The sequence below is a fragment of the Pseudomonas sp. Seg1 genome (assembly GCF_018326005.1).
GTDB lineage: Bacteria > Pseudomonadota > Gammaproteobacteria > Pseudomonadales > Pseudomonadaceae > Aquipseudomonas.
Genome location: NZ_AP021903.1, coordinates 1,706,065 through 1,725,845, shown reverse-complemented (window position 1 = coordinate 1,725,845; position 19,781 = coordinate 1,706,065). Strand labels below are relative to the sequence as shown.

Below are 19,781 nucleotides of genomic sequence, written 5' to 3'. Positions count from 1 at the left end.
GCCAGCGATGAGGACTGCAAAGGCACCGATCACTTTTCAGCATGATTACGCAAAAAAACCTCCTCCCCCATCGCCGCAATCTGCCCCTCGATCAACGCCTCGAACGGTCTCAGCAACGGCGCAAACGTAGTCGGCGCTTCGAGAGTTTCAAGCGCCTGCACAATCGCCTCGATCGTCGACAACGCCCCGGCCCCGGCGCCTTGCGCAATCGATAGCGCGACACACCGCCCTGCGCCAGCGTCACCCGTGGCAACGCCGCCAGCAGCGGATTGAGGTGCAACATCTTGCGCGCCTTGCGCCAGGTGCCGTCGGGCACCACCAGCAGCAACGGTTCATCAGACTCGCCATACGCCTGCATCGGCTGCGCATCATCCGCCGGAAACAACAACCGCGCCTGATACCCCGGCCGGTTCAGCAGCGCCGGCAAATCCGCGAACACCTCGCCGACAATCAGTTCGGCATTGGTCAAACCCAGCGCCGCCAAGCGCGCGGTATTGAGCGCATGACTGACCTCGCTCGGATGCTGCAACAGCAACACCCGGGTGCGGCTGTCGAGACGGGGGATCAGCGCGCACAGGCAATGGGTTTCGGGGCGCAGGCAGCGCGGGCATTGAGGTCTGGACATACTTCTTGTTCCTACAAGCTAGGCCTGATTGAGCTGGGCTTTGAGCAAATCACGGAAGGTCTGAATCAGCGGTTCACGGCTGCGGCCCCGGCGCATGATCATCGAAAACGGTGCCTGATAACCGAAGGTCGCCGGCAGCAACACACGCAAATCACCCTTGTCCGCCCAGGCTTGAGCGTAGTGCTCCGGCAGGTAACCGATGTAGGCGCCGGACAGCACGAGAATCAGCTGCGCCTCCATACTTTCCACGGTCGCCGCACTGTGTTTGAAGCCGTGCCGGGCCAACTCCGCCTGACTCCAGTAACCGCGTCCGACCATGCGCTGCTGGGTGATGACCTGCTCAGGGATGCGCCGCTCGTTGAACAACGGGTGCCGGCTGCTGCAATACAGCCAGTGCTGCTCGCGGTACAGCGGCATGTAGACCAGACCGCTCATGCGCGTGGAGAACGCCCCGATGGCCAGATCGAGGCGGTTGTCCTGCACGCCGAGTTGCAGTTCATACGGGCTCATCACCGACAGATGCAAATGCACCGCCGGATGTTCCTGACTGTAGGCGCCGATGGCTTCGGCGAACGGCAAGGCCTTGTCACTTACGGTGGAGTCGATGACCCCGAGATTGAGCGTGCCGCGCAGTTCACCCTTGAGCGCGGCGGCGTATTGCTCGAAGCCTTCGAGTTCGGCGAGCAGGCGCAGGGTTTCCTGATGGAACAGCTCACCTTTACTGGTCAGGCTGAACCCGCCACGCCCGCGATGGCACAGCACCAGACCGAGCGCGGCTTCGAGCTGGCTCATGTAGGTGCTGATCGCCGAGGTCGACAGGTTGAGTTCCTGTTGCGCGTTGGCGAAACCCTGATGGCGCACGACGCTGACGAAGATGCGCAACAGTTTCAGGTCGGGTAAAGCGTTGGCCATGCGGCTCTCCAAACATCTGTCGAACACTGATGACTTTGTGGTGAGGGGATTTATCCCCGATGGGTGGCGAAGCCGCCCCACGCCTGCAAATCGATTCATCAGGTATGCCGCGAGCAACGAATTTACGACTGCTGCGCAGTCGATCGGGGATAAATCCCCTCGCCACAGGGGTATAGGTGCAGGTTCGGGAAGTCTATCTCCAGCCTCGCCATTAGTTTAGAAAAATCTGAACTAAGTATTTGCCCGTAGCGATTCTTCCCCTCCACTACATTTCGCAGAATCGGCCCCACAGCGGCGTCCGAACCTGTGCTGAACGGTGCGCCGACATAAATAAAACAAAGACGATGAGGCCTTTCCCGTGGACAAGATTCTTCACCAACCACTGGGCGGCAACGAAATGCCGCGCTTCGGCGGCATCGCCACCATGCTCCGACTCCCACACCTGCCCACTGCTGCCGGTCTGGACGCTGCCTTCGTTGGCGTGCCGCTGGACATCGGTACTTCGCTGCGCCCCGGCACCCGCTTCGGGCCACGCGATATCCGCACCGAATCGGTAATGATCCGCCCGTACAACATGGCCACCGGCGCCGCTCCGTTCGACTCGCTGTCGGTGGCCGACATCGGTGACGTGGCGATCAACACCTTCAACCTGCTCGACGCCGTGCGCATCATCGAAGAAGCCTACGACAATATCCTCGAGCACAACGTGATCCCGATGACGCTGGGTGGCGACCACACCATCACCCTGCCGATCCTGCGTGCGATCCACAAAAAGCACGGCAAGGTCGGTCTGGTGCATATCGATGCCCACGCTGACGTCAACGATCACATGTTCGGCGAGAAGATCGCCCACGGTACGACCTTCCGTCGCGCCGTCGAAGAAGGCCTGCTGGACTGCGACCGTGTGGTGCAAATTGGTTTGCGTGCGCAGGGTTACACCGCTGACGACTTCAACTGGAGCCGTGATCAGGGCTTCCGCGTGGTTCAAGCCGAAGAGTGCTGGCACAAATCGCTGGCACCACTGATGGCCGAAGTGCGCGAGAAAGTCGGCGGCGGTCCGGTGTACCTGAGCTTCGACATCGACGGCATCGACCCGGCCTGGGCGCCAGGCACCGGCACCCCGGAAATCGGTGGTCTGACGACCATTCAGGCGATTGAAATCGTGCGCGGCTGCCAAGGCCTCGACCTGATCGGTTGCGATCTGGTAGAAGTCTCGCCCGCTTATGACACCACCGGCAACACCTCGCTGCTGGCCGCCAACCTGCTGTACGAAATGCTCTGCGTACTGCCTGGCGTGGTCCATCGCTGAGGATCGGGTCATGAACGAACGTGATCAGGTTCTGAAGGCCGCCGCCGATCTGGTGTCCGCCTTCGCCCGTAACGATCGCGAAGCCTACTTCGGCGCGTTCAGCGCCGATGCCAGCTTCGTTTTCTACACCCTCGAACAGCCGCTGCTGTCGCGCGATGCCTATCAGGCGTTGTGGGACAAATGGCGCGCCGAGGATGGCTTCGAGGTGCTTTCCTGCACCTCAAGCAACGCCTTCGTCAGCCTGCAAGGTGACGTGGCGATTTTCATCCATGACGTGGCCACCGAGCTGCGCATGCAAGGGGAGCAACACTTCAGCCAGGAGCGCGAGACGATTGTTTTCAAGAAACAAGCGTCGAGCCTAGAACAACAAGGCCATTGGCTGGCCTGCCACGAACATTTGTCCGCAATGCCGGAAGGGCTGCCATCCCCTTAGCCAAGACAGGTGACGTTCACGCACGATGAACGCGCCTTTATGATCGGAGCAGATCATGAATAACAACAACAACGACCAAAGCCTTACGCAAATTGAAACCCACGGGGTCGAACAGATCCCGGACCACGAACGCAGCGCAGGCCCGACGGACTTGTTCCGGATGATCTTCGGCGGCTCGAATACCTTTGCCACCGCCGTGCTCGGCAGTTTCCCGGTGCTGTTCGGCCTGTCGTTTCAGGCCGGCGTCTGGGCGATTGTTGCGGGCGTGCTGCTCGGCTCGCTGATCCTCGCACCGATGGGCCTGTTCGGCCCGCTCAACGGCACCAACAATGCCGTGTCGTCCGGTGCGCACTTCGGCGTGCACGGGCGGATCGTCGGTTCGTTCCTGTCGCTGTTGACCGCTATCGCGTTTTTCTCGCTCTCGGTGTGGAGTTCGGGGGATGCGCTGATCGGTGGTGCGAAACGCTTGATCGGTCTGCCGGAAACCGACCTGACTCTGGGCCTGGCCTACGGTCTGTTCGCGATTCTGGTGCTGACCGTGTGCATCTACGGCTTCCGCTTTTTGCTGTGGGTGAACAAGATCGCCGTGTGGAGCGCCAGCCTGTTGTTCCTGCTGGGCATCTTCGCCTTCGCCGGTCCTTTCGACGTCAACTACGCCGGCACGGTGAGCCTCGGTCAGCCGGGTTTCTGGGCCGCGTTCATCGGCGCCGCCCTGGTAGCGATGAGCAACCCGATTTCCTTCGGCGCGTTCCTCGGCGATTGGTCGCGCTACATCCCGCGTGACACCTCCAAGCAGCGGATCATGGCGGCGGTTGTGCTGTCGCAGATCGCCACGTTCATCCCGTTCCTGTTCGGCCTGGCCACCGCGACCATCGTTGCGATCAAGGCGCCGGACTACATCGCGGCGAACAACTACGTGGGTGGTCTGCTGGCGGTGTCGCCGAGCTGGTTCTTCCTGCCGGTGTGCCTGATTGCGGTGATCGGCGGCATGTCCACCGGCACTACCTCGCTGTATGGCACCGGGCTCGACATGTCCAGCGTGTTCCCACGGGTGCTGTCGCGCGTGAAAGCGACCTTGCTGATCGGCGTGCTGTCGATTGCCTTCATCTTCATCGGGCGCTTCGCGGCGAACCTGGTGCAGAGCGTGTCGACCTTCGCCGTGCTGATCATCACCTGCACCACCCCGTGGATGGTGATCATGATCATCGGCCTGCTGGTGCGTCGCGGTTTCTACTGCCCGGATGACCTGCAAGTGTTCACTCGCGGCGAGCAAGGCGGACGCTACTGGTTCAGCCACGGCTGGAACTGGCGTGGTCTGGGTGCATGGATCCCGAGCGCGGCGGTCGGCCTGTGCTTCGTCAACCTGCCGGGGCAGTTCGTCGGCCCGCTGGGCGAGATGGCCGGCGGCATCGACATCAGTTTGCCGGTGACTTTGGGTCTGGCTTCGGTGGTGTATCTGACCCTGCTGAGCCTGTTCCCGGAACCGCGCGACGTGTTCGGCCCGAAGGATGCCCGCAGCCAAATCGTGGAAAAAACTGAACTGCGTCAGGCCGCCTGACGCAGCCCCCCGGTGGGAGCGAGCCTGCTCGCGATAACTGCAGCACATCCAATAAAGATGTGACTGACAGACCGCTATCGCGAGCAGGCGAAGGCCTACAAAGGGCAGCACCACTGAACCAAATTTGTTTCACCATAAAAAAGACAATCGGAGACACGCCATCATGGCTTTGGATTTATTCGTCGTCCTCATCTACGCCGCCGGCATGCTCTTGCTCGGCTACTTCGGCATGCGCAAGGCCAAGACCAACGAGGACTTTCTCGTGGCCGGTCGTAACCTAGGCCCGAGCCTGTATATGGGCACCATGGCCGCGACCGTGCTCGGTGGCGCATCCACCGTCGGCACCGTGCGTCTGGGCTACGTGCACGGCATCTCCGGTTTCTGGCTGTGCGCGGCACTCGGTTGCGGCATCGTCGCGCTGAACCTGTTCCTCGCCAAACCGCTGCTGAAACTGAAGATCTACACCGTTACCCAGGTCCTGGAAAAACGCTACAACCCGATGGCCCGCTCGGCGAGCGCGGCGATCATGCTGGCCTACGCGCTGATGATCGGCGTGACTTCGATCCTCGCCATCGGCACCGTGCTGCAAGTGCTGTTCGGCCTGCCGTTCTGGATCTCGGTGTTGCTCGGCGGTGGTGTGGTGGTGGTCTACTCGGCCATTGGCGGCATGTGGTCGCTGACCCTGACCGACATCGTCCAGTTCATCATCAAGACCGTTGGCCTGATGTTCATCCTGTTGCCGATCTGCCTGTACCGCGTTGGCGGTTGGGATGAGTTGGTGCTGAAACTGCCGGCCACTGCCTTCAGCTTCACCACCATCGGCTGGGACACGATCATCACCTACTTCATGATCTACTTCTTCGGCATCCTGATCGGTCAGGACATCTGGCAACGGGTGTTCACCGTCAAGACCGCCAAAGTCGCGCAATACGCCGGCAGCATTGCGGGTATCTACTGCATCCTCTACGGCCTGGCCTGCGCGCTGATCGGCATGGCCGCGCACGTGCTGATCCCGGATCTGGACAACGTCAACAACGCCTTCGCCGCGATCGTCAAACTGTCGCTGCCGGACGGCATCCGTGGTCTGGTGATCGCTGCGGCACTCGCGGCAATGATGTCCACCGCCAGCGCCGGCCTGCTCGCCGCTGCCACCACCCTGACTGAAGATCTGTTGCCGAAACTGCGTGGCGGCAAACAGTCGAGCCTGGGCATCAACCGCCTGTTCACCCTGCTGACCGGCATCGTTGTGCTGGGTATCGCGCTGGTGGTGAACGATGTGATCAGCGCCCTGACCCTCGCCTACAACCTGTTGGTCGGCGGCATGCTGATCCCGTTGATCGGGGCGATTTTCTGGAAACGCGCGACCACCGCCGGCGCCATCGCCAGCATGGGCCTGGGCTTTGCCACCGCGCTGCTGTTCATGTTCAAGGACGGTCTGGACGCCAACACGCCGATCTACTACAGCCTGGCTGTCGGTCTGGTGAGTTTCGTGGTGGTCAGCCTGGTCTCCCCTCGCCCGGCGACCGTGGCCAGCGCGATCTAAGCTGAAACATAACGACTTGATGCTTTCTTCGACGGGTGTGGCGTCGGTTGCCACACTCGTTTTTTTACGCCTGAAGGAATGTGCTGATGAAGATTGTTTCTCGCGATCAGTGGTTTGAAGTGCAGCACCTGAGTGACGGCATCCGGTTGATTCATGAGCCGCACATTCGACCGTTCTACCGCTGCAACCTGTGGCATGTGCAGGGCCGCGACAAAGACCTGTTGCTCGATAGCGGTTCAGGGCTTGTCAGCCTGCGCGAACAATTGCCATGGATTACCGAGCGACCGTTGGTGGCAGTAGCCAGTCATTGCCATTTCGACCACATCGCCGGGCATCACGAATTCGCTGAACGACTGGTGCATCCGGCCGAAGCGGACATTCTGGCTGCGCCCGATGGCGAGAATGATCTGAGCCGCGCTTTCGTCGGCGATGACATGTTCGAGGCGCATCCGGATTGCCCGTTGTGCTACGCCGAGTACCGGGTCAAAGCCGCGCCGGCGACCGGGTTTGTCGAGGATGGCGATGTGCTGGATCTGGGCGATCGCAGCCTGCAGGTGCTGCACACGCCGGGGCATTCGCCGGGCGGGATCAGCCTGTATGAAGCGGCGACACAAACGCTGTTCAGTGGCGACATCATCTACGACGGGCCGTTGATCGAGGACGCCTACCATTCTAATCTGGATGACTATGCGGCCAGTCTGCGGCGTTTGCAGGCATTGCCTATCCGCACCGTGCATGGCGGGCATTTCGGCAGTTTCTCCGGCGAGCATTTGCGTTCGATGATTGACGAGTGGTTACGCGGGCACGCGTGACGCCTGCTGTAATCAAGCAAAACAACAATCAGAAATATCTGCCATGAGAAGAGCTGCCGTGCGTGCCGCCGTGCACCGATATATTCGGCGTCTGCTGGAAAGCCGCGAATTCAATGACAACACCAGCCTGGTGCAACTGGGTTTGGAGAAAGCTGATATCGAGGATCTGATCTTTCATCTGGAAGATGAATTCGGACTGACGGCGTTTACGGCGCAGGAAGACCGGATGCTCAAGACCGCGAAGACCGCGAATGACTTGAGCCGGTTTTTACTGGAGATCGGGCGGCATTGAGAGGGATTGGCAAATACATCTGTCAGGATGCTGGAGATCCCTGTGGCGAGGGGATTTAGCGAAACGTCGCACCGCCCCGATGGGCTGCGAAGCAGCCCCAAAACCATTAAACCCGGTTCGACCTGTAAGAATGTGATTGCTGCAAATGGGGCTGCTCCGCAGCCCATCGGGGATAAATCCCCTCGCCACAAATAACCCCATTCACCTGATGCTTACGTCTGCCTAGCGCCGACGCGGTTGGCGCCGACGCTGTTCGTCGTCTGTGCGAATCGGTACAGGTTGCAGAGGCGGTTCGATCAAGCCGAGGGCAACACCTAAATCGTGCAGCCAGTTCTGAATTTTCTCTTTCATCGTCATGCCCCCTTCAGGGTGGTGCTGAGCGGCCGGAATTCTGAGGCCGCTTCGCACTGATAATAGTCCGAAGTCCTACGCAATGCTCGGCGAAATCCGCAATGATCTGTTACTGAATTGAACAGAATTCCTGTCCATTCGTTCAAGCCGTTTCCCGGCTTTCATTCAGAGCCGCAGGATAGACGGCTTGCTGCACTTCAATCCACGCGTTGAGGTTGGCGCCAAGCATGCCTTTGCGCCACATGAGCCATGTTGTCGCACTCACGAACGGCTCAGCCAATGGATGCGCGGCAACGTTCTCGCGACCCGGCAGACTGGCGAGCATCGACTCCGACATCAGCGCCACGCCACTGCCCGCCACCACACAAGCAAGCATGCCCTGATAGGACTCGATTTCCATCGCCCGGCCCATCGCCGCATGGGCGTGGGCAAACCACGCCTCCAGGCGCATACGGTAGGAGCAGCCCTGGCGGAACGTGAACACCGAACGCCCTTCAACATCCGCGGCGCTGCGCACCGGTGGATGATCGATTTCCGTGATCAACACCAGCCGCTCTTCGCACAACGGCACACCATCGAGCCCGGCCAGCTCCAGCGGGCCGTCCACCAAAGCTGCATCGAGGCGACCCGTGAGCAAGCCTTCGAGCAGTTCGCCGCTCGGTGCCGACTGCACTTGCAGGTTCACCGCCGGGTACTGCTTGTGATACCGCGCCAGCAATGCCGGCAAATGGATCGCTGCGGTGCTGTACATAGTACCCAGAACAAAATCACCCGCCGGCTGCCCACCCATCACCGCCGCAGTGGCCTGATCACGCAGGGCAAACAGTTTGCCGGTGTAGTCCAGCAAGACTTTTCCCGCAGGCGACAGCTGCAAACGCTGACGTTCGCGGACGAAAAGCTCTACGCCGAGTTGCTCCTCCAACTGTTTAAGCCGGGTCGACAGATTCGACGGCACTCGGTGCAGGCGTTCGGCGGCGCGGGTGATCGACCCTTCCTGCGCAACGGCCTGAAAAATCCGCAGTTGGCTGAATTCCACGACCTTTCTCCAGAACAGAACAAGTTACTCACTATTATTCAATTTTAAAGAAAGTCAATCAGTCTTAGCCTGACGGTCATTGATCCTCTAAAGGAATCCAGACCATGTCGCCGCTGATTCGCTTATCCGCTTGCTTCGTCGCTCTGATGATGGCCATGGGCATCGGCCGTTTCGCTCTCACACCGCAAATGCCGCATCTGCTCAGTGAAGGGCAGTTTGACCTGACGGCCGCCGGTCTGATTGCGGCGGCCAACTACCTCGGTTATTTGTTGGGTGCGGTGGATGCAACGTTCGCCCGCCGTCCCGAGCAGGTGCAGCGTCGCCTGCACGGCGGATTGTGGCTGTGCGTGCTGCTGACGCTGGCATCGTTCTGGGCCAACGGTTTCTGGTCGCATCTGGTATTACGCTTCGGTACCGGCGTGGCGAGTGCCTGGGTTCTGGTGATGATCACATCACTGAGCCAGCCATTGGCTGCGGCGGCAGGGCGTCCTCGGTTGGGCGCATTGGTGTTTGCCGGACCAGGTCTGGGAATTTTTCTGACGGGATTGCTGGCACTCGTCTCACATCTGCTGCAGCAGACGTCGGCGACGTTGTGGCTGATTTATGCCGTGGCGGCCTTGGTGATGATGCTCGGCGTCTGGCGCTTTTTGCCGCAACCGGTCGCCGCGCCCATCGTTGCAACGACTTCCATCAATCCAGCCAATCGCGGCATTGCCCGTCTGGCCGTTATTTACGCGTTGTACGGCATCGGCTACATCATCCCGGCGACGTTCCTGTCGCAGATGGCCAACGCGCAGTTTCACGGGCAATGGCAAGCGGATCTGTTCTGGCCGTGCTTCGGCCTTGGCGCGGCCATCGGCGTGTTGCTGGTGAGTCTGCGCCGGCATGATCCGGCGACCACGCGCCACTGGTTGACGGCGACGCTGTGGCTGCAAGCCGCCGGGGTTTTTGCCTGCCTGTTGGGCAGTGGTTGGGGTCTGGCACTGGGTGTGGTTCTTTGCGGCACTCCGTTTCTGGCCTGCATGCAGTTGGTCATGCAACGCTCCCGGGAGCTGGCGCCGCATGCCACCCAGCGCAATGCCGGCATGTTGACCGCTTGCTTTGCCGTCGGCCAGCTCAGCGGCCCGTTGCTGGCCGCGCTGAGCAGCCATTTCAGCGGTGGTTTGCAGCCTGCGCTGGTGATCGCCGGCAGCGGCTTGTTGATGGCCGGTGGCCTGGCGCGGCAATCGACTAGCGCTGGCCGAGCGCTTTGCGCAAACGCCGACGCAGCCACTGCTCGGCGCTGACAAAAGTGATGCCGAGCAATACCAGCACCGCACCGATGACAAAGTTCAGGCTCAGGTGTTCGCCGAGCAGCAACACGCCGAAGGTGACGCCGAACAACGGCGTCATGAACGAGAACACCGCGAGGTTGGCGGCCAGATAACGGCGCAGCAGCCAGAACCACACCAGGTAACTGAAGAACGACACCACCAGGCCTTGAAACAACACGCTGGCCACTGCCACTGTAGTCAGGCTGACATGAGTAATCTGGCCGCTGAACAGCGCGATCAGCAACAGGCCGAGAAAGCCGACGATCAATTGATAGAACAGGGTCAGCGTTACCGGTGCCTCGGACAACCGCGAAGCGCGCACCACCACCGTCGTCGCGCCCCAACAGGCGCCAGCCAAGACACCAAAGGCGTCCCCCAGCAGCATCCGCCGGTCGAGGTTGTCCCACGACACGCCGCCAGCGAAGGCAATCGCGATACCGATGAAGGCGAGCAAAATCCCCAGCCACTGCAAGGGCCGCAAACGCTCGCTGGCCAACAGGAAGTGCACGCCCAGCGCGGTGAAGATTGGCGCGGTGTAGAGGAACACTGACATGTGCGCCGCCGTGGTCAGTTGCAGACCTTCGGCGATGAAGAAGAACTCCAGGCCGAACAGCGCACCGGCCAACAAGCCGCCGCGCCAGGTCTTGCCGACCTGATTCCAACCGCCCTTCCAGCAGATGAGCAGTCCTACCAGCAATGCGGAAATGCCCGAGCGCGCCGCCGCTTGCATGACCGGCGCAATGTCGGGCGCCGCCCACTTGATCATCACTTGCTGCACGCCCCAGATCAGGCACAGGCCAATCATCACTTGCAGGGCAAAACTATCGGCATTGCGCCGCTCGATACTCACGGCAACACCTCGTACACACACAACATGGCAGGCCATCCAATGGTCATAACAAAGCCCCGGATCGATGTCCGGGGCGAATAGTGATGGCGTCGATTATTCACCAGTGCGGCAGAAAAAGCCGTCTGGAAAAGACATTTAATTCTTCCGTTGCGTCAGCGGTGAATGGCTGTCGGCTGCGCCGTCAATCGCTGGCAAGCGAGCTCCCACAGGGTTGCATAGTGTCTACAGATTCTACGTTCGGCACAAAACCCTGTGGGAGTCTGGCTTGCCAGCGATGAGGACGGTCGAAGCAGCACAACTCAACGCTTCGAAACAGCAAACCGCCGAGCCACACAAAACCCGACCGTACAAGCCACCGCCGTGGCAAACGTCCCCCACCCCCAATCCAGCAACGTCACCTGCACCGACCAGCCGCGCAATGTCGCCCAATTGGTCAGGTCATACGTCCCATACGCCACCAGCCCCAACAACGCTCCCATCCGCGCCGCTTGCTGCCAACTGAGCGCGGGCAACACCACAAACTGGATACAACCAAAAACGTACAGGCAATAAAAAACCGCTGCGGGAACCAGCAGCGGTTTTTCGAGCATCAGCGGACCGAGCAGTTCGCGATAGGTCGGTGCCATCAGCAGGCCGAGCCAGATGCCGTCAAGCAAAAGAAACGTCACCAACGTGGCGACGTAGGCAATCAACGCTTTTTTCATTTACCCGACCTCCTGTGAGCCCATGCAACATGGGCCACACCAGGCTCAGGTTAGTTCAATGCGATCGGCGTGAATGACGATCTTGCCATCCTTGTACAGCGAACCGATGGCCTTCTTGAAGTTGCCCTTGCTGACGCCGAACAGGCTGCTGATCAGTGCCGGATCGCTCTTGTCGCTGACCGCCAGCGTGCCGTCGTTCTCGCGCAATTTGGCGAGGATCTTCGACGACAGGCTGCTGGCCGCTTCCTGGCCGACCGGTTGCAGGCTCAGGCTGATCTTGCCGTCACTGCGCACTTCCTTGATGAAACCCTTTTCACGCATGCCGGAGCGCATGAACTTGAAGATTTCATTCTTGTGAATCAAACCCCAATGCTTGTTGTTGATGATCGCCTTGAAGCCCATGTCGGTGGCTTCGGCGACCAGCAGATCAACTTCCTGGCCTGCGCTGTACGTGGCCGGGGTCTTGTCGAGGTAGCGATCCAGACGCGCGGTGGCGGTGATGCGGCGGGTGTGCTTGTCGAGGTAGACGTGCACTACGCAGTACTCGCCGGCAGTCATCTGCCGCTTCTCTTCGGAATACGGCAGCAACAGATCTTTCGGCAAACCCCAATCGAGGAATACGCCAATGCTGTTGACTTCAACAACTTTCAGACTGGCAAACTCGCCCACCTGAACTTTTGGTTTTTCCGTGGTAGCGAGAAGTTTGTCTTCGCTGTCCAGATAAATAAATACGTTGAGCCAGTCTTCATCTTCGCTGGGAATATCTTTAGGGATATAACGGTTGGGCAAAAGAATTTCGCCGTCGGCACCGCCGTCCAGATATAAACCGAAGTTAGTGTGTTTAACCACTTGCAAACTGTTGTAACGCCCGACTAAAGCCATTTTCCAGAACCCTCATTGCGTGGGCGGCATTCTACCCGGTTTTGCCGCGTCCGTTCGCGGGCAAACCGGCGAGGCCGCAAATTCTGTGACAAGCCTTGATTTTCCTCGGTCGCGGGCCGGCGACCTGCCGCTCGTCAGTCTGATTTCGCGCCTCGCGATCGAGCATCACGGCGCCACGAAACATCAATGTTCTTATTTAAAACAGCAGGTTAGCCGGATATTTCGAGTATTGAATCGAGAATAATGCAGCAGCGCACTGGGTTATTCCGAAGGATATTTACCAAGCTATTGTCAAGTTATTCCTGTACGATGCCTGGCCGAGTTACTTTTCTACAGGTTAATGGCCGCCATGCGTGTAAAAGCATCCACCAGCAAAGCAAAGCCAGCTCCAGCCGTTGAAACCAGCGAATCGATCAACGATCAGATCGCAGCGTTCCTCAAGTCCGGCGGCGAGATTCAGCAAATTGCCAAAGGCGTCAGCGGCCAGACGTTCGGCCCGTCCAAGCAGATCAGCCTGGGCAAGAAGTAACACCCGGTAATACACCCGTCCTGAGGCGCTTTGAGCTTCGAAGCGTCTGGACTGGCACCCTCGCCACACCCCACCTCTGTTTAATCAAACTTGTATAAATCGACGAACGGCCTTCAATGCCGATCATTCGCCGGTATCCTTGCACGCGTCTAGATCAAGCGTTTCAGCAGGCCCGCCGGCCAGCGCTCGCTGTTCATGGAGTGACGCATGCGCAAAACATCCTGTTTATTGCTTGTAGGCCTGCTGGCATGCACGACTGCGCACGCGCAGATTTTCCAGCGTGAGCTCGGCGATTTCGACCTCAAACTCGGCACCACTCCGAGCCGCAGCATGGCCCAAGGCCTGGTCAAACCCGCGGCGGTCGGTTCATTCCACGGCGGCCTCGATCTGAGCCATAACAGTGGGCTCTATGTTGGCCAATACGCACCGAGCATGGGCATCACTCCGGGCAAAAACCTCGAGATCGATTCCTACGTCGGCTTCAAACAACCCTTCGATAACACGCTTGGCTATGAAGTCGGGATGATTCACTACAGCTATCCCAAGGTGGATACCCTCGACAGCCAGGAACTGTTCGGTGGCCTGACCCTGCTCGGCAGCCGATTCGGCATCGCCTTGAGCAACGATCCGGACAAACAGAACAACACCCTGTTCGCCGACCTTGGCGGCAATCAGCCGTTTGGCATTGGCGTCAGCATGAAATACACCACCCACCAACTGAACACACCGGTCGCTGTGGACGGTGGCTACGTCAGCAGCTTCACCGATTGGTCGGTGAAATTCTCGCGTCCGATCATGGGCGTCAATCTGGACCTGATCTACAGCAATTCCAGCCTCAGCGGCAGCGATTGCTCGGCCTACTCCGGCCATAACAGCGAGTGCGACGGCCTCGTCACGCTCAAGGCCGAACGCGCGTTCTATTGATCGGCTGAACTGCCGCACACCTTCTGCGTTCACATAGGAATCAGACTTTCGAAGCCAGGCTCACGCAAGGATTGGCCCATGTCTCGCTGGTTCAAAAACATTGCCGCCCTGTTGATATTTACCCTCGCCCTCGGCGCCTGCAGTCGCGTCGGCCTGGCCTATCGCAACCTCGACGTGATCATCCCATGGACGCTCAGCGACTATGTGGACATGAACGGCGAGCAGAAAGACTGGTTCAACGAGCGACTCAAGGAACACCTGAGTTGGCACTGCACCACGCAATTGCCAGGCTATCTGGATTGGCTGGATCGCTTGCAGACCATGGTCGAAACCAATCAGGTCACCGACGCAGCACTTCAGTCGCGCACCGTGGAAGCCAAACAGGCCATCGCTGAAACCGCACGAGAAATCACTCCGTCTGCAATCGAGTTGTTGCAGGGGCTGGATGACAAGCAGGTCGCGGAAATGAACGACGCGTTTGCCAAGGATCTGCGCAAACGTCAGCAGGAATACCTCAAGCCACCGCTCAGCCAACAGATCGCCGAACGCGCTGCACGCATGGATAAACGCCTGAACGACTGGCTCGGCCCTTTGAGCGCGCCTCAGGAACAACGGGTGATGGCCTGGTCAACGGCGCTGGGCGATCAGAACACCCAGTGGATCGCCAATCGTGCGCATTGGCAGAAGCAGTTCAGCGCCGCCGTCGCGCAGCGTAACAGCCCGGAGTTCCCACAACGAATCCAAACGCTTCTGGTCAATCGCGAGAGTTTATGGACAGCGGATTATCGCAAAGCCTTTGCCGATACCGAGGCGCAGGGACGCGCACTGGCGGTGGACTTGATGGCGGTAAGTACGCCGCAGCAGCGTCAGCGGTTGTTGAAGAAGATCGAGGGTGTACGGAAGGATTTCAATGACTTGAAGTGTCTGAAGGCCAGGCAAAAACCCTGAGCATCACGTATTTCAATTGGAGGAGTGAGCCTGCTCGCGATCGCGGTGTGACAGACGCTGTTTATGTGGCTGTCACATCGTGGTCGCGAGCAGGCCCACTCCTACAGGGCGATCTGCGTAAACTCAGGCGATCTGGGCTTTAGACGCTACTTCGTCAAATGTCGCCTCATCCAGCGCATCCTCCTGCTCATCCAGCACCTGGCGCGGATGATCATTGCCGGGGATGCTGCTGTCGATCAGGCTCAGCAGGCTGGATCCGCGCGGGGTCAGAATGAAATTGTTGCCGGTGCTGCCCTCATGGTCCGGGCGCGGCGCGATATACCCGCGGTCGAGCAGCAGACTTTCATACTCACAGGCCAGCGTTTTCAGATGATCCAGATTCTCGATCTGTTCACCTGAATTGGCTTTCTCCGCCGCATAGTCCTCGGCGTATTTTCGAGGCGCGAAACTTTCGCCAGCGCTGTTCTGCACTTCGTGCAGCAAACGCTCAATCAAATCCCACTTATAAGTCGTCATCCTGATTCAACCTCCGGTGCGCATGGTTTATGGCGCTGTCATAGGTTGTGACCCGAGCCTGTCGCAGCCGTTCAGCCGCGTTTTGCGAGATGACCGACCGGCGGTCTGTCGAATTCCCCGAGGGTTAAACGACTAGTCTGAAACAGACGGTTTCAACCCCGCAGGAGAAATCATCATGAACGTTGAGAATCATCCGGTGGTATCGCGCGAAGAATGGCTCACCGCCCGTAGGCAACACCTCGATCACGAAAAAGCCTTCACCAGGGAACGCGATCGGCTCAGCGCCGAACGCCGCGCCTTGCCCTGGGTGAAGATGGACAAGGACTACCACTTTCAGGGCCCGAACGGCGAACTGAAATTGGCGGACCTGTTCGGTAAACACAGCCAGTTGGTGGTTTACCACTTCATGTTTGCCAAGGATTGGGAAGAAGGCTGCCAGGGCTGCTCATTCCTCAGCGACCACATTGATGGCGCCAACCAGCACCTGGCCCATCACGACATCGCTGTCGTTGCTGTTTCCCACGCGCCGTTCAACGAATTTCAGGATTTCAAACGGCGGATGGGCTGGAAGTTTGACTGGGTGTCTTCAGAAGGCTGCGACTTCAACTATGACTTCGGTGTCTGTGCCCGGGCTGGGGATGTGGCTGCAGGAAAGGCTACGTACAACTATGAAAAGACCGACAGTGCCGAGGAAGAGATGCCGGGGCTAAGCGTTTTTTATCGCAACGATAAAGGCGAGATATTCCATACTTATTCAACCTACGCCCGTGGCCTGGACATGTTGGTTGGCGCCTACAACTACCTCGATCTCACACCCAAGGGCCGCAATGAGGACGAGATCATGGAGTGGGTTCGTCATCATGATCGGTATGAGGCAAAAGCAAAGTCCAGTTGCTGCCATGGAGACTGAAAGGCAAGTACAGATTCTGAACTTTTCCCGCCACCCAGGCCTCAACCGGTTAACCCGCCTTAACCGGAACTGAGGCCTGCCACGATGAAAACCCTGATCAAGCTCACCCTCGCCGCCACTCTTGCCTGCGCCCTGCCCGTCTGGGCCTGCACGCCGGAAGAAGCCACCGCCAAACGCGAACAACTGGCCAAGGAAGTCGCCAAGCTCACCGAGCAGAATCCAGCCAAGGCCAAGGAAATCAACGCTGAGTTGCAGAAGATGGATCTGGGCACGGCCAGTGCGGATCTGCCGGACAAGTGTCAGTTGATTGATCAGCGCTTGAAAGAGCTGGATAAAGCAGAGAAGAAAACCGAAAGCTAAAAAACTAAAGATCGCAGCCTTCGGCAGCGCCTACACCGAACCCTGTAGAAGCTGCCAAAGGCTGCAATCTTTCGACCGTAAAAATGCATTAGTGCATTTATTTATTTGCACAAATGCATATTCATGACTACGGTTACTTCGAGCAAGGAGATCGGCACCGGCCATCGGAGATGGCAACCGTTGAATACCGATCGCTCTGTAATACCGCAACACCCATACAAGCTGGACGCTTGTTTTCACTCATGGAGGATTGAAAATGTTAACCACAGAAGCAGCCCGATTTACCGGCGAAACTTTGCCACGATGCCTGATCGGCCATCTTCTCGACCCGCAACTGGTCGAAGTCGAAGCCGCTGCACAGGTCAACGCGCTGGCCGCCAGTCTCAACTTCAACATGCAAAAGCAGACCCAGACCAACTGGTGCTGGGCCGCCGTCTCCGCCTCGGTCGGCAACTATTACGGCACTGGAAACTGGACCCAGTGCGGGGTCGCCAGCTCGGCACTGGACCGCAACTGCTGCAATCAACCCGGGCCGTGCAACGTCTATGGCTATCTGGACACCGCGCTGCGGATCACCCGCAGTTACAACGGCATGAATCAGGGCTCGCTGCAGATGTCGGCCATCCAGAACCAGATCAGCATGGGCCGACCGGTCGGCCTGCGTTGCGCCTGGTACGGCGGCGGTGCGCATTTCCTGACGATCTACGGCACCAACGGCGATTACGTGCTGGTCGCAGACTCGATCTACGGCTACTCGACCCGCGCCCTGAATGCTTTCCCCCGTTCCTACAACGGCGGCGGCAACTGGACCAACACTTACTTCACCGTAAAAAACTAGGAGGGCGACATCATGCAACTGACTTATCCAAAGGCGCCTTCCAACGGCGTACAGACCTTGCGTCCGGCACTGCAAGCCGCCCTGCAAACCCGGGGCTTTGGCGTCAACCGCCAATTCGCCAACGCCGCTGCGGCGAAGATCAGTCTCAGCGAGGCTTATCGTGGCTACTCGCTCAGTCTGGACGACCTGAGCAACGGCAAAGGTCTGCAGAACGCGCGGATCGGCGATTGGCATTACCTGGTGTTTGCCGATGGCGTAACGATTGCCGATGCACAATTGGCTGAAGTGCGCGGGCATGTCGAGTTCGCCTCGTTGAACCACGGCGACCTCGCCGCCGCCACGGTGGGTGCGCTGAAACTGGCAGAGCAATCGCCGCAGTTGCAGGGCAAAACCGTGGAGCTGCGGCTGTTGTTTGTATCTGCGCTCAACGTTGTGGCGATCTGGCTGCATGCTGACGGTGAAGAGCTGCTGATCCCGATCGAGCCGACGCCCAGGGACCTGGCCGTCACTCGGTTGTACAGCGAGGCTGCCCTGCTCGCTGCATTGAAACCGGCGGCTGCTCAGGCGAAACAGCGCTTTGATGCCGACACCAGCGGCCTGCTGGGCAACTGACAAACGCTGGACGAAAAAAAACCCGGACATTGTCCGGGTTTTTTCTGTGTGCCTGAATCGACTTACTCAGCCGCAGGCTCTGCCGGCTTGCGGCGCTTGAGCGGGGCCATGCCGTCGCTGCTCACCAGAGAGTCCGGTTTCGGGCGGTTGACGCTCTTGCGCTTGGTCGGCGTCTTGGCGGCGGTTTTCTTCTTGTCGCCCTTGGCGTCGGTCTTTTTCTTCTTCACGCCGACAGCTTTGCCCGAGGCCTTGACCTTTTTCGGTCCGCCGTAGGTGCCTTTGACTTCCTTGATGGTGCGGCGCTCGAAGCTCTGCTTCAGATAACGCTCGATGCTCGACATCAGGTTCCAGTCGCCGTGGCAGATCAACGAGATCGCCAGACCGTCGTTACCGGCGCGGCCGGTACGACCGATACGGTGTACGTATTCGTCGCCGCTGCGTGGCATGTCGAAGTTGATCACCAGGTCCAGACCATCAACGTCCAGACCACGGGCCGCGACGTCGGTGGCCACCAGAATCTTCACGCCGCCCTGCTTCAGACGGTCGATCGCCAGTTTGCGATCCTTCTGGTCTTTCTCGCCGTGCAGCACGAACGCCTTGTATTCCTGAGCCACCAGACGCCCGTAGATGCGGTCGGCCATGGCGCGGGTATTGGTGAAGACGATGGCCTTCTGATAGGTCTCGTTGGCCAGCAGCCAGTTCACGATCTGTTCTTTGTGCTGGTTGTGGTCGGCGGTGATGATCTGCTGACGGGTTGTCGAGTTCAGCTGGCTGACCGCGTTGAGCTGCAAGTGCTCAGGGTTGTTCAGCACCTTGGCGATCATCTCGCGCAGGCCGGAACCGCCGGTGGTAGCGGAGAACAGCATGGTCTGCTGACGGTTCGGGCATTCGTCGACCAGACGCTGGACGTCTTCGGCGAAACCCATGTCGAGCATGCGGTCGGCTTCGTCGAGCACCAGTACTTCGACTTCTTTGAGGTCGAGGTTGCCGGCGTTGAGTTGCTCGATCATCCGGCCCGGGGTGCCGATGAGGATGTCCGGCACTTTGCGCAGCATCGCCGCCTGCACTTTGAAGTCTTCACCGCCGGTGATCAGGCCGGACTTGATGAAGGTGAACTGCGAAAAGCGTTCAACTTCCTTCAAAGTCTGCTGGGCCAGCTCGCGGGTCGGCAGCAGGATCAGGGTCTTGATGCTGACGCGAACCTTGGCCGGGCCGATCAGGCGATTGAGGATCGGCAGGACGAAAGCGGCGGTTTTGCCGCTACCGGTTTGCGCCGTCACCCGCAAATCACGCCCTTGGAGCGCCAGCGGGATGGCCGCGGCTTGCACAGGCGTTGGCTCGACAAATTTCAGCTCGGCCACAGCTTTAAGCAGGCGTTCGTGCAGGGCGAATTGGGAAAACACGGGTGCTACCTCGAAGATATGCAAAAAAACAGCTGCATAGGTTACCGGTTTCGAGCGCTCAGGCCGAGTTTCTTTATACAAACGGACGTAATCAGTGGCTTTTTTGTTGCTCGATTTGTCT

22 protein-coding genes and 1 pseudogene are annotated in these 19,781 nt (G+C 59.1%); 14 read left to right on the top strand and 9 right to left on the bottom strand.

Translation table 11 applies throughout. The features are described 5' to 3' along the window. Nucleotides 1-29: 29 nt before the first annotated feature. Nucleotides 30-625 (bottom strand): annotated as a pseudogene (locus KI231_RS07705) (tRNA-uridine aminocarboxypropyltransferase). Nucleotides 626-643: 18 nt separating this feature from the next. After that, nucleotides 644-1,537, bottom strand: a complete 894-nt coding sequence (locus KI231_RS07700) for a LysR family transcriptional regulator (RefSeq protein WP_007956593.1) — start codon at nucleotides 1,535-1,537, stop codon at nucleotides 644-646. Between the two features lie 358 nt (nucleotides 1,538-1,895). Here KI231_RS07700 and speB point away from each other — a divergent pair, with 358 nt between their 5' ends. The 6 genes from speB (at nucleotide 1,896) to KI231_RS07670 (ending at nucleotide 7,484) form a co-directional block, all read left to right on the top strand. Further along, a complete protein-coding gene (speB, locus tag KI231_RS07695; protein ID WP_103306197.1) occupies nucleotides 1,896-2,846 on the top strand; it encodes an agmatinase in 951 nt (316 codons plus the stop codon). 10 nt (nucleotides 2,847-2,856) lie between these two features. Beyond that, nucleotides 2,857-3,279 carry a YybH family protein gene (locus KI231_RS07690; RefSeq protein WP_213027888.1) on the top strand — a complete coding sequence of 141 codons (423 nt, stop codon included), beginning with the start codon at nucleotides 2,857-2,859 and terminating at the stop codon, nucleotides 3,277-3,279. A 55-nt stretch (nucleotides 3,280-3,334) separates the two neighbouring features. Beyond that, a complete protein-coding gene (locus KI231_RS07685) occupies nucleotides 3,335-4,837 on the top strand; it encodes a purine-cytosine permease family protein (RefSeq protein ID WP_213027887.1) in 1,503 nt (500 codons plus the stop codon). Between the two features lie 163 nt (nucleotides 4,838-5,000). Then, nucleotides 5,001-6,380 carry a sodium:solute symporter family protein gene (locus KI231_RS07680; protein WP_103306194.1) on the top strand — a complete coding sequence of 460 codons (1,380 nt, stop codon included), beginning with the start codon at nucleotides 5,001-5,003 and terminating at the stop codon, nucleotides 6,378-6,380. Between the two features lie 86 nt (nucleotides 6,381-6,466). Further along, nucleotides 6,467-7,192 (top strand): MBL fold metallo-hydrolase, encoded by a 726-nt coding sequence (locus KI231_RS07675; protein ID WP_213027886.1) that lies wholly within the window; start codon nucleotides 6,467-6,469, stop codon nucleotides 7,190-7,192. Nucleotides 7,193-7,235: 43 nt separating this feature from the next. Then, nucleotides 7,236-7,484, top strand: a complete 249-nt coding sequence (locus tag KI231_RS07670; protein ID WP_213027885.1) for an acyl carrier protein — start codon at nucleotides 7,236-7,238, stop codon at nucleotides 7,482-7,484. A 222-nt stretch (nucleotides 7,485-7,706) separates the two neighbouring features. Here the strand turns inward: KI231_RS07670 and KI231_RS30140 are convergent, their stop codons facing one another. Together KI231_RS30140 and ptrR are read right to left on the bottom strand one after the other, a co-directional pair. Further along, complete coding sequence (locus tag KI231_RS30140; RefSeq protein ID WP_003184145.1) at nucleotides 7,707-7,835, bottom strand: PA1414 family protein; 129 nt, start codon at nucleotides 7,833-7,835, stop codon at nucleotides 7,707-7,709. 142 nt (nucleotides 7,836-7,977) lie between these two features. Continuing rightward, nucleotides 7,978-8,871 (bottom strand): putrescine utilization regulator PtrR, encoded by an 894-nt coding sequence (gene ptrR, locus KI231_RS07665; protein ID WP_213027884.1) that lies wholly within the window; start codon nucleotides 8,869-8,871, stop codon nucleotides 7,978-7,980. 104 nt (nucleotides 8,872-8,975) lie between these two features. Between ptrR and KI231_RS07660 the strand changes: the two genes are divergently transcribed. Continuing rightward, on the top strand, nucleotides 8,976-10,157 hold the full coding sequence (locus KI231_RS07660) for an MFS transporter (RefSeq protein WP_213027883.1): 1,182 nt from the start codon (nucleotides 8,976-8,978) through the stop codon (nucleotides 10,155-10,157). Here the strand turns inward: KI231_RS07660 and KI231_RS07655 are convergent. From KI231_RS07655 to KI231_RS07645, 3 genes are all read right to left on the bottom strand, one after another. Continuing rightward, nucleotides 10,102-11,034: a DMT family transporter gene (locus KI231_RS07655; RefSeq protein WP_103306189.1), complete on the bottom strand. Its 933-nt coding sequence runs from the start codon at nucleotides 11,032-11,034 to the stop codon at nucleotides 10,102-10,104. The two genes, KI231_RS07660 and KI231_RS07655, sit on opposite strands and share 56 nt — an antisense overlap. A gap of 299 nt (nucleotides 11,035-11,333) precedes the next feature. Continuing rightward, nucleotides 11,334-11,738, bottom strand: a complete 405-nt coding sequence (locus KI231_RS07650; protein ID WP_213027882.1) for a DUF2177 family protein — start codon at nucleotides 11,736-11,738, stop codon at nucleotides 11,334-11,336. 45 nt (nucleotides 11,739-11,783) lie between these two features. After that, nucleotides 11,784-12,620, bottom strand: coding sequence for a CvfB family protein (locus KI231_RS07645; protein WP_103306187.1), 837 nt, complete (start codon nucleotides 12,618-12,620; stop codon nucleotides 11,784-11,786). A gap of 340 nt (nucleotides 12,621-12,960) precedes the next feature. On the opposite strand from KI231_RS07645, the gene KI231_RS07640 reads away from it, so the two are divergent. From KI231_RS07640 to KI231_RS07630, 3 genes are all read left to right on the top strand, one after another. Continuing rightward, complete coding sequence (locus KI231_RS07640) at nucleotides 12,961-13,149, top strand: PFL_1563 family small protein (protein WP_016985943.1); 189 nt, start codon at nucleotides 12,961-12,963, stop codon at nucleotides 13,147-13,149. Between the two features lie 207 nt (nucleotides 13,150-13,356). Next, nucleotides 13,357-14,073, top strand: a complete 717-nt coding sequence (locus KI231_RS07635) for a TorF family putative porin (RefSeq protein ID WP_103306186.1) — start codon at nucleotides 13,357-13,359, stop codon at nucleotides 14,071-14,073. 78 nt (nucleotides 14,074-14,151) lie between these two features. Beyond that, nucleotides 14,152-15,021 (top strand): DUF6279 family lipoprotein, encoded by an 870-nt coding sequence (locus KI231_RS07630; protein ID WP_213027881.1) that lies wholly within the window; start codon nucleotides 14,152-14,154, stop codon nucleotides 15,019-15,021. A gap of 123 nt (nucleotides 15,022-15,144) precedes the next feature. Here KI231_RS07630 and KI231_RS07625 read toward each other — a convergent pair whose 3' ends face one another. Next, entirely contained in the window at nucleotides 15,145-15,537 is a 393-nt protein-coding gene (locus KI231_RS07625) for a transcriptional regulator (RefSeq protein WP_213027880.1), read from the bottom strand. Between the two features lie 175 nt (nucleotides 15,538-15,712). On the opposite strand from KI231_RS07625, the gene KI231_RS07620 reads away from it, so the two are divergent. The 4 genes from KI231_RS07620 (at nucleotide 15,713) to KI231_RS07605 (ending at nucleotide 18,257) form a co-directional block, all read left to right on the top strand. Then, nucleotides 15,713-16,447 (top strand): DUF899 domain-containing protein, encoded by a 735-nt coding sequence (locus tag KI231_RS07620; RefSeq protein WP_213027879.1) that lies wholly within the window; start codon nucleotides 15,713-15,715, stop codon nucleotides 16,445-16,447. An 84-nt stretch (nucleotides 16,448-16,531) separates the two neighbouring features. Next, a complete protein-coding gene (locus tag KI231_RS07615; RefSeq protein WP_213027878.1) occupies nucleotides 16,532-16,807 on the top strand; it encodes a hypothetical protein in 276 nt (91 codons plus the stop codon). 256 nt (nucleotides 16,808-17,063) lie between these two features. Then, nucleotides 17,064-17,645: a C39 family peptidase gene (locus KI231_RS07610; protein WP_213027877.1), complete on the top strand. Its 582-nt coding sequence runs from the start codon at nucleotides 17,064-17,066 to the stop codon at nucleotides 17,643-17,645. A 12-nt stretch (nucleotides 17,646-17,657) separates the two neighbouring features. Further along, nucleotides 17,658-18,257 (top strand): hypothetical protein, encoded by a 600-nt coding sequence (locus KI231_RS07605; protein WP_103306180.1) that lies wholly within the window; start codon nucleotides 17,658-17,660, stop codon nucleotides 18,255-18,257. Nucleotides 18,258-18,319: 62 nt separating this feature from the next. On the opposite strand, the gene KI231_RS07600 is transcribed toward KI231_RS07605, so the two are convergent. Next, entirely contained in the window at nucleotides 18,320-19,660 is a 1,341-nt protein-coding gene (locus KI231_RS07600; RefSeq protein WP_103306179.1) for a DEAD/DEAH box helicase, read from the bottom strand. Between the last annotated feature and the right edge of the window lie 121 nt (nucleotides 19,661-19,781).

Coding starts and splice junctions, on each gene's coding strand:
- KI231_RS07670 (WP_213027885.1), top strand. CDS start 7,236: ATGAGAAGAGCTGCCGTGCGTGCCGCCGTGCACCGATATATTCGGCGT.
- KI231_RS07625 (WP_213027880.1), bottom strand. CDS start 15,537: ATGACGACTTATAAGTGGGATTTGATTGAGCGTTTGCTGCACGAAGTG.
- KI231_RS07620 (WP_213027879.1), top strand. CDS start 15,713: ATGAACGTTGAGAATCATCCGGTGGTATCGCGCGAAGAATGGCTCACC.
- KI231_RS07640 (WP_016985943.1), top strand. CDS start 12,961: ATGGCCGCCATGCGTGTAAAAGCATCCACCAGCAAAGCAAAGCCAGCT.
- KI231_RS07645 (WP_103306187.1), bottom strand. CDS start 12,620: ATGGCTTTAGTCGGGCGTTACAACAGTTTGCAAGTGGTTAAACACACT.
- KI231_RS07700 (WP_007956593.1), bottom strand. CDS start 1,537: ATGGCCAACGCTTTACCCGACCTGAAACTGTTGCGCATCTTCGTCAGC.
- KI231_RS07650 (WP_213027882.1), bottom strand. CDS start 11,738: ATGAAAAAAGCGTTGATTGCCTACGTCGCCACGTTGGTGACGTTTCTT.
- KI231_RS07690 (WP_213027888.1), top strand. CDS start 2,857: ATGAACGAACGTGATCAGGTTCTGAAGGCCGCCGCCGATCTGGTGTCC.
- KI231_RS30140 (WP_003184145.1), bottom strand. CDS start 7,835: ATGAAAGAGAAAATTCAGAACTGGCTGCACGATTTAGGTGTTGCCCTC.
- KI231_RS07605 (WP_103306180.1), top strand. CDS start 17,658: ATGCAACTGACTTATCCAAAGGCGCCTTCCAACGGCGTACAGACCTTG.
- KI231_RS07610 (WP_213027877.1), top strand. CDS start 17,064: ATGTTAACCACAGAAGCAGCCCGATTTACCGGCGAAACTTTGCCACGA.
- KI231_RS07630 (WP_213027881.1), top strand. CDS start 14,152: ATGTCTCGCTGGTTCAAAAACATTGCCGCCCTGTTGATATTTACCCTC.
- KI231_RS07680 (WP_103306194.1), top strand. CDS start 5,001: ATGGCTTTGGATTTATTCGTCGTCCTCATCTACGCCGCCGGCATGCTC.
- KI231_RS07635 (WP_103306186.1), top strand. CDS start 13,357: ATGCGCAAAACATCCTGTTTATTGCTTGTAGGCCTGCTGGCATGCACG.
- KI231_RS07685 (WP_213027887.1), top strand. CDS start 3,335: ATGAATAACAACAACAACGACCAAAGCCTTACGCAAATTGAAACCCAC.
- KI231_RS07660 (WP_213027883.1), top strand. CDS start 8,976: ATGTCGCCGCTGATTCGCTTATCCGCTTGCTTCGTCGCTCTGATGATG.
- KI231_RS07675 (WP_213027886.1), top strand. CDS start 6,467: ATGAAGATTGTTTCTCGCGATCAGTGGTTTGAAGTGCAGCACCTGAGT.
- KI231_RS07615 (WP_213027878.1), top strand. CDS start 16,532: ATGAAAACCCTGATCAAGCTCACCCTCGCCGCCACTCTTGCCTGCGCC.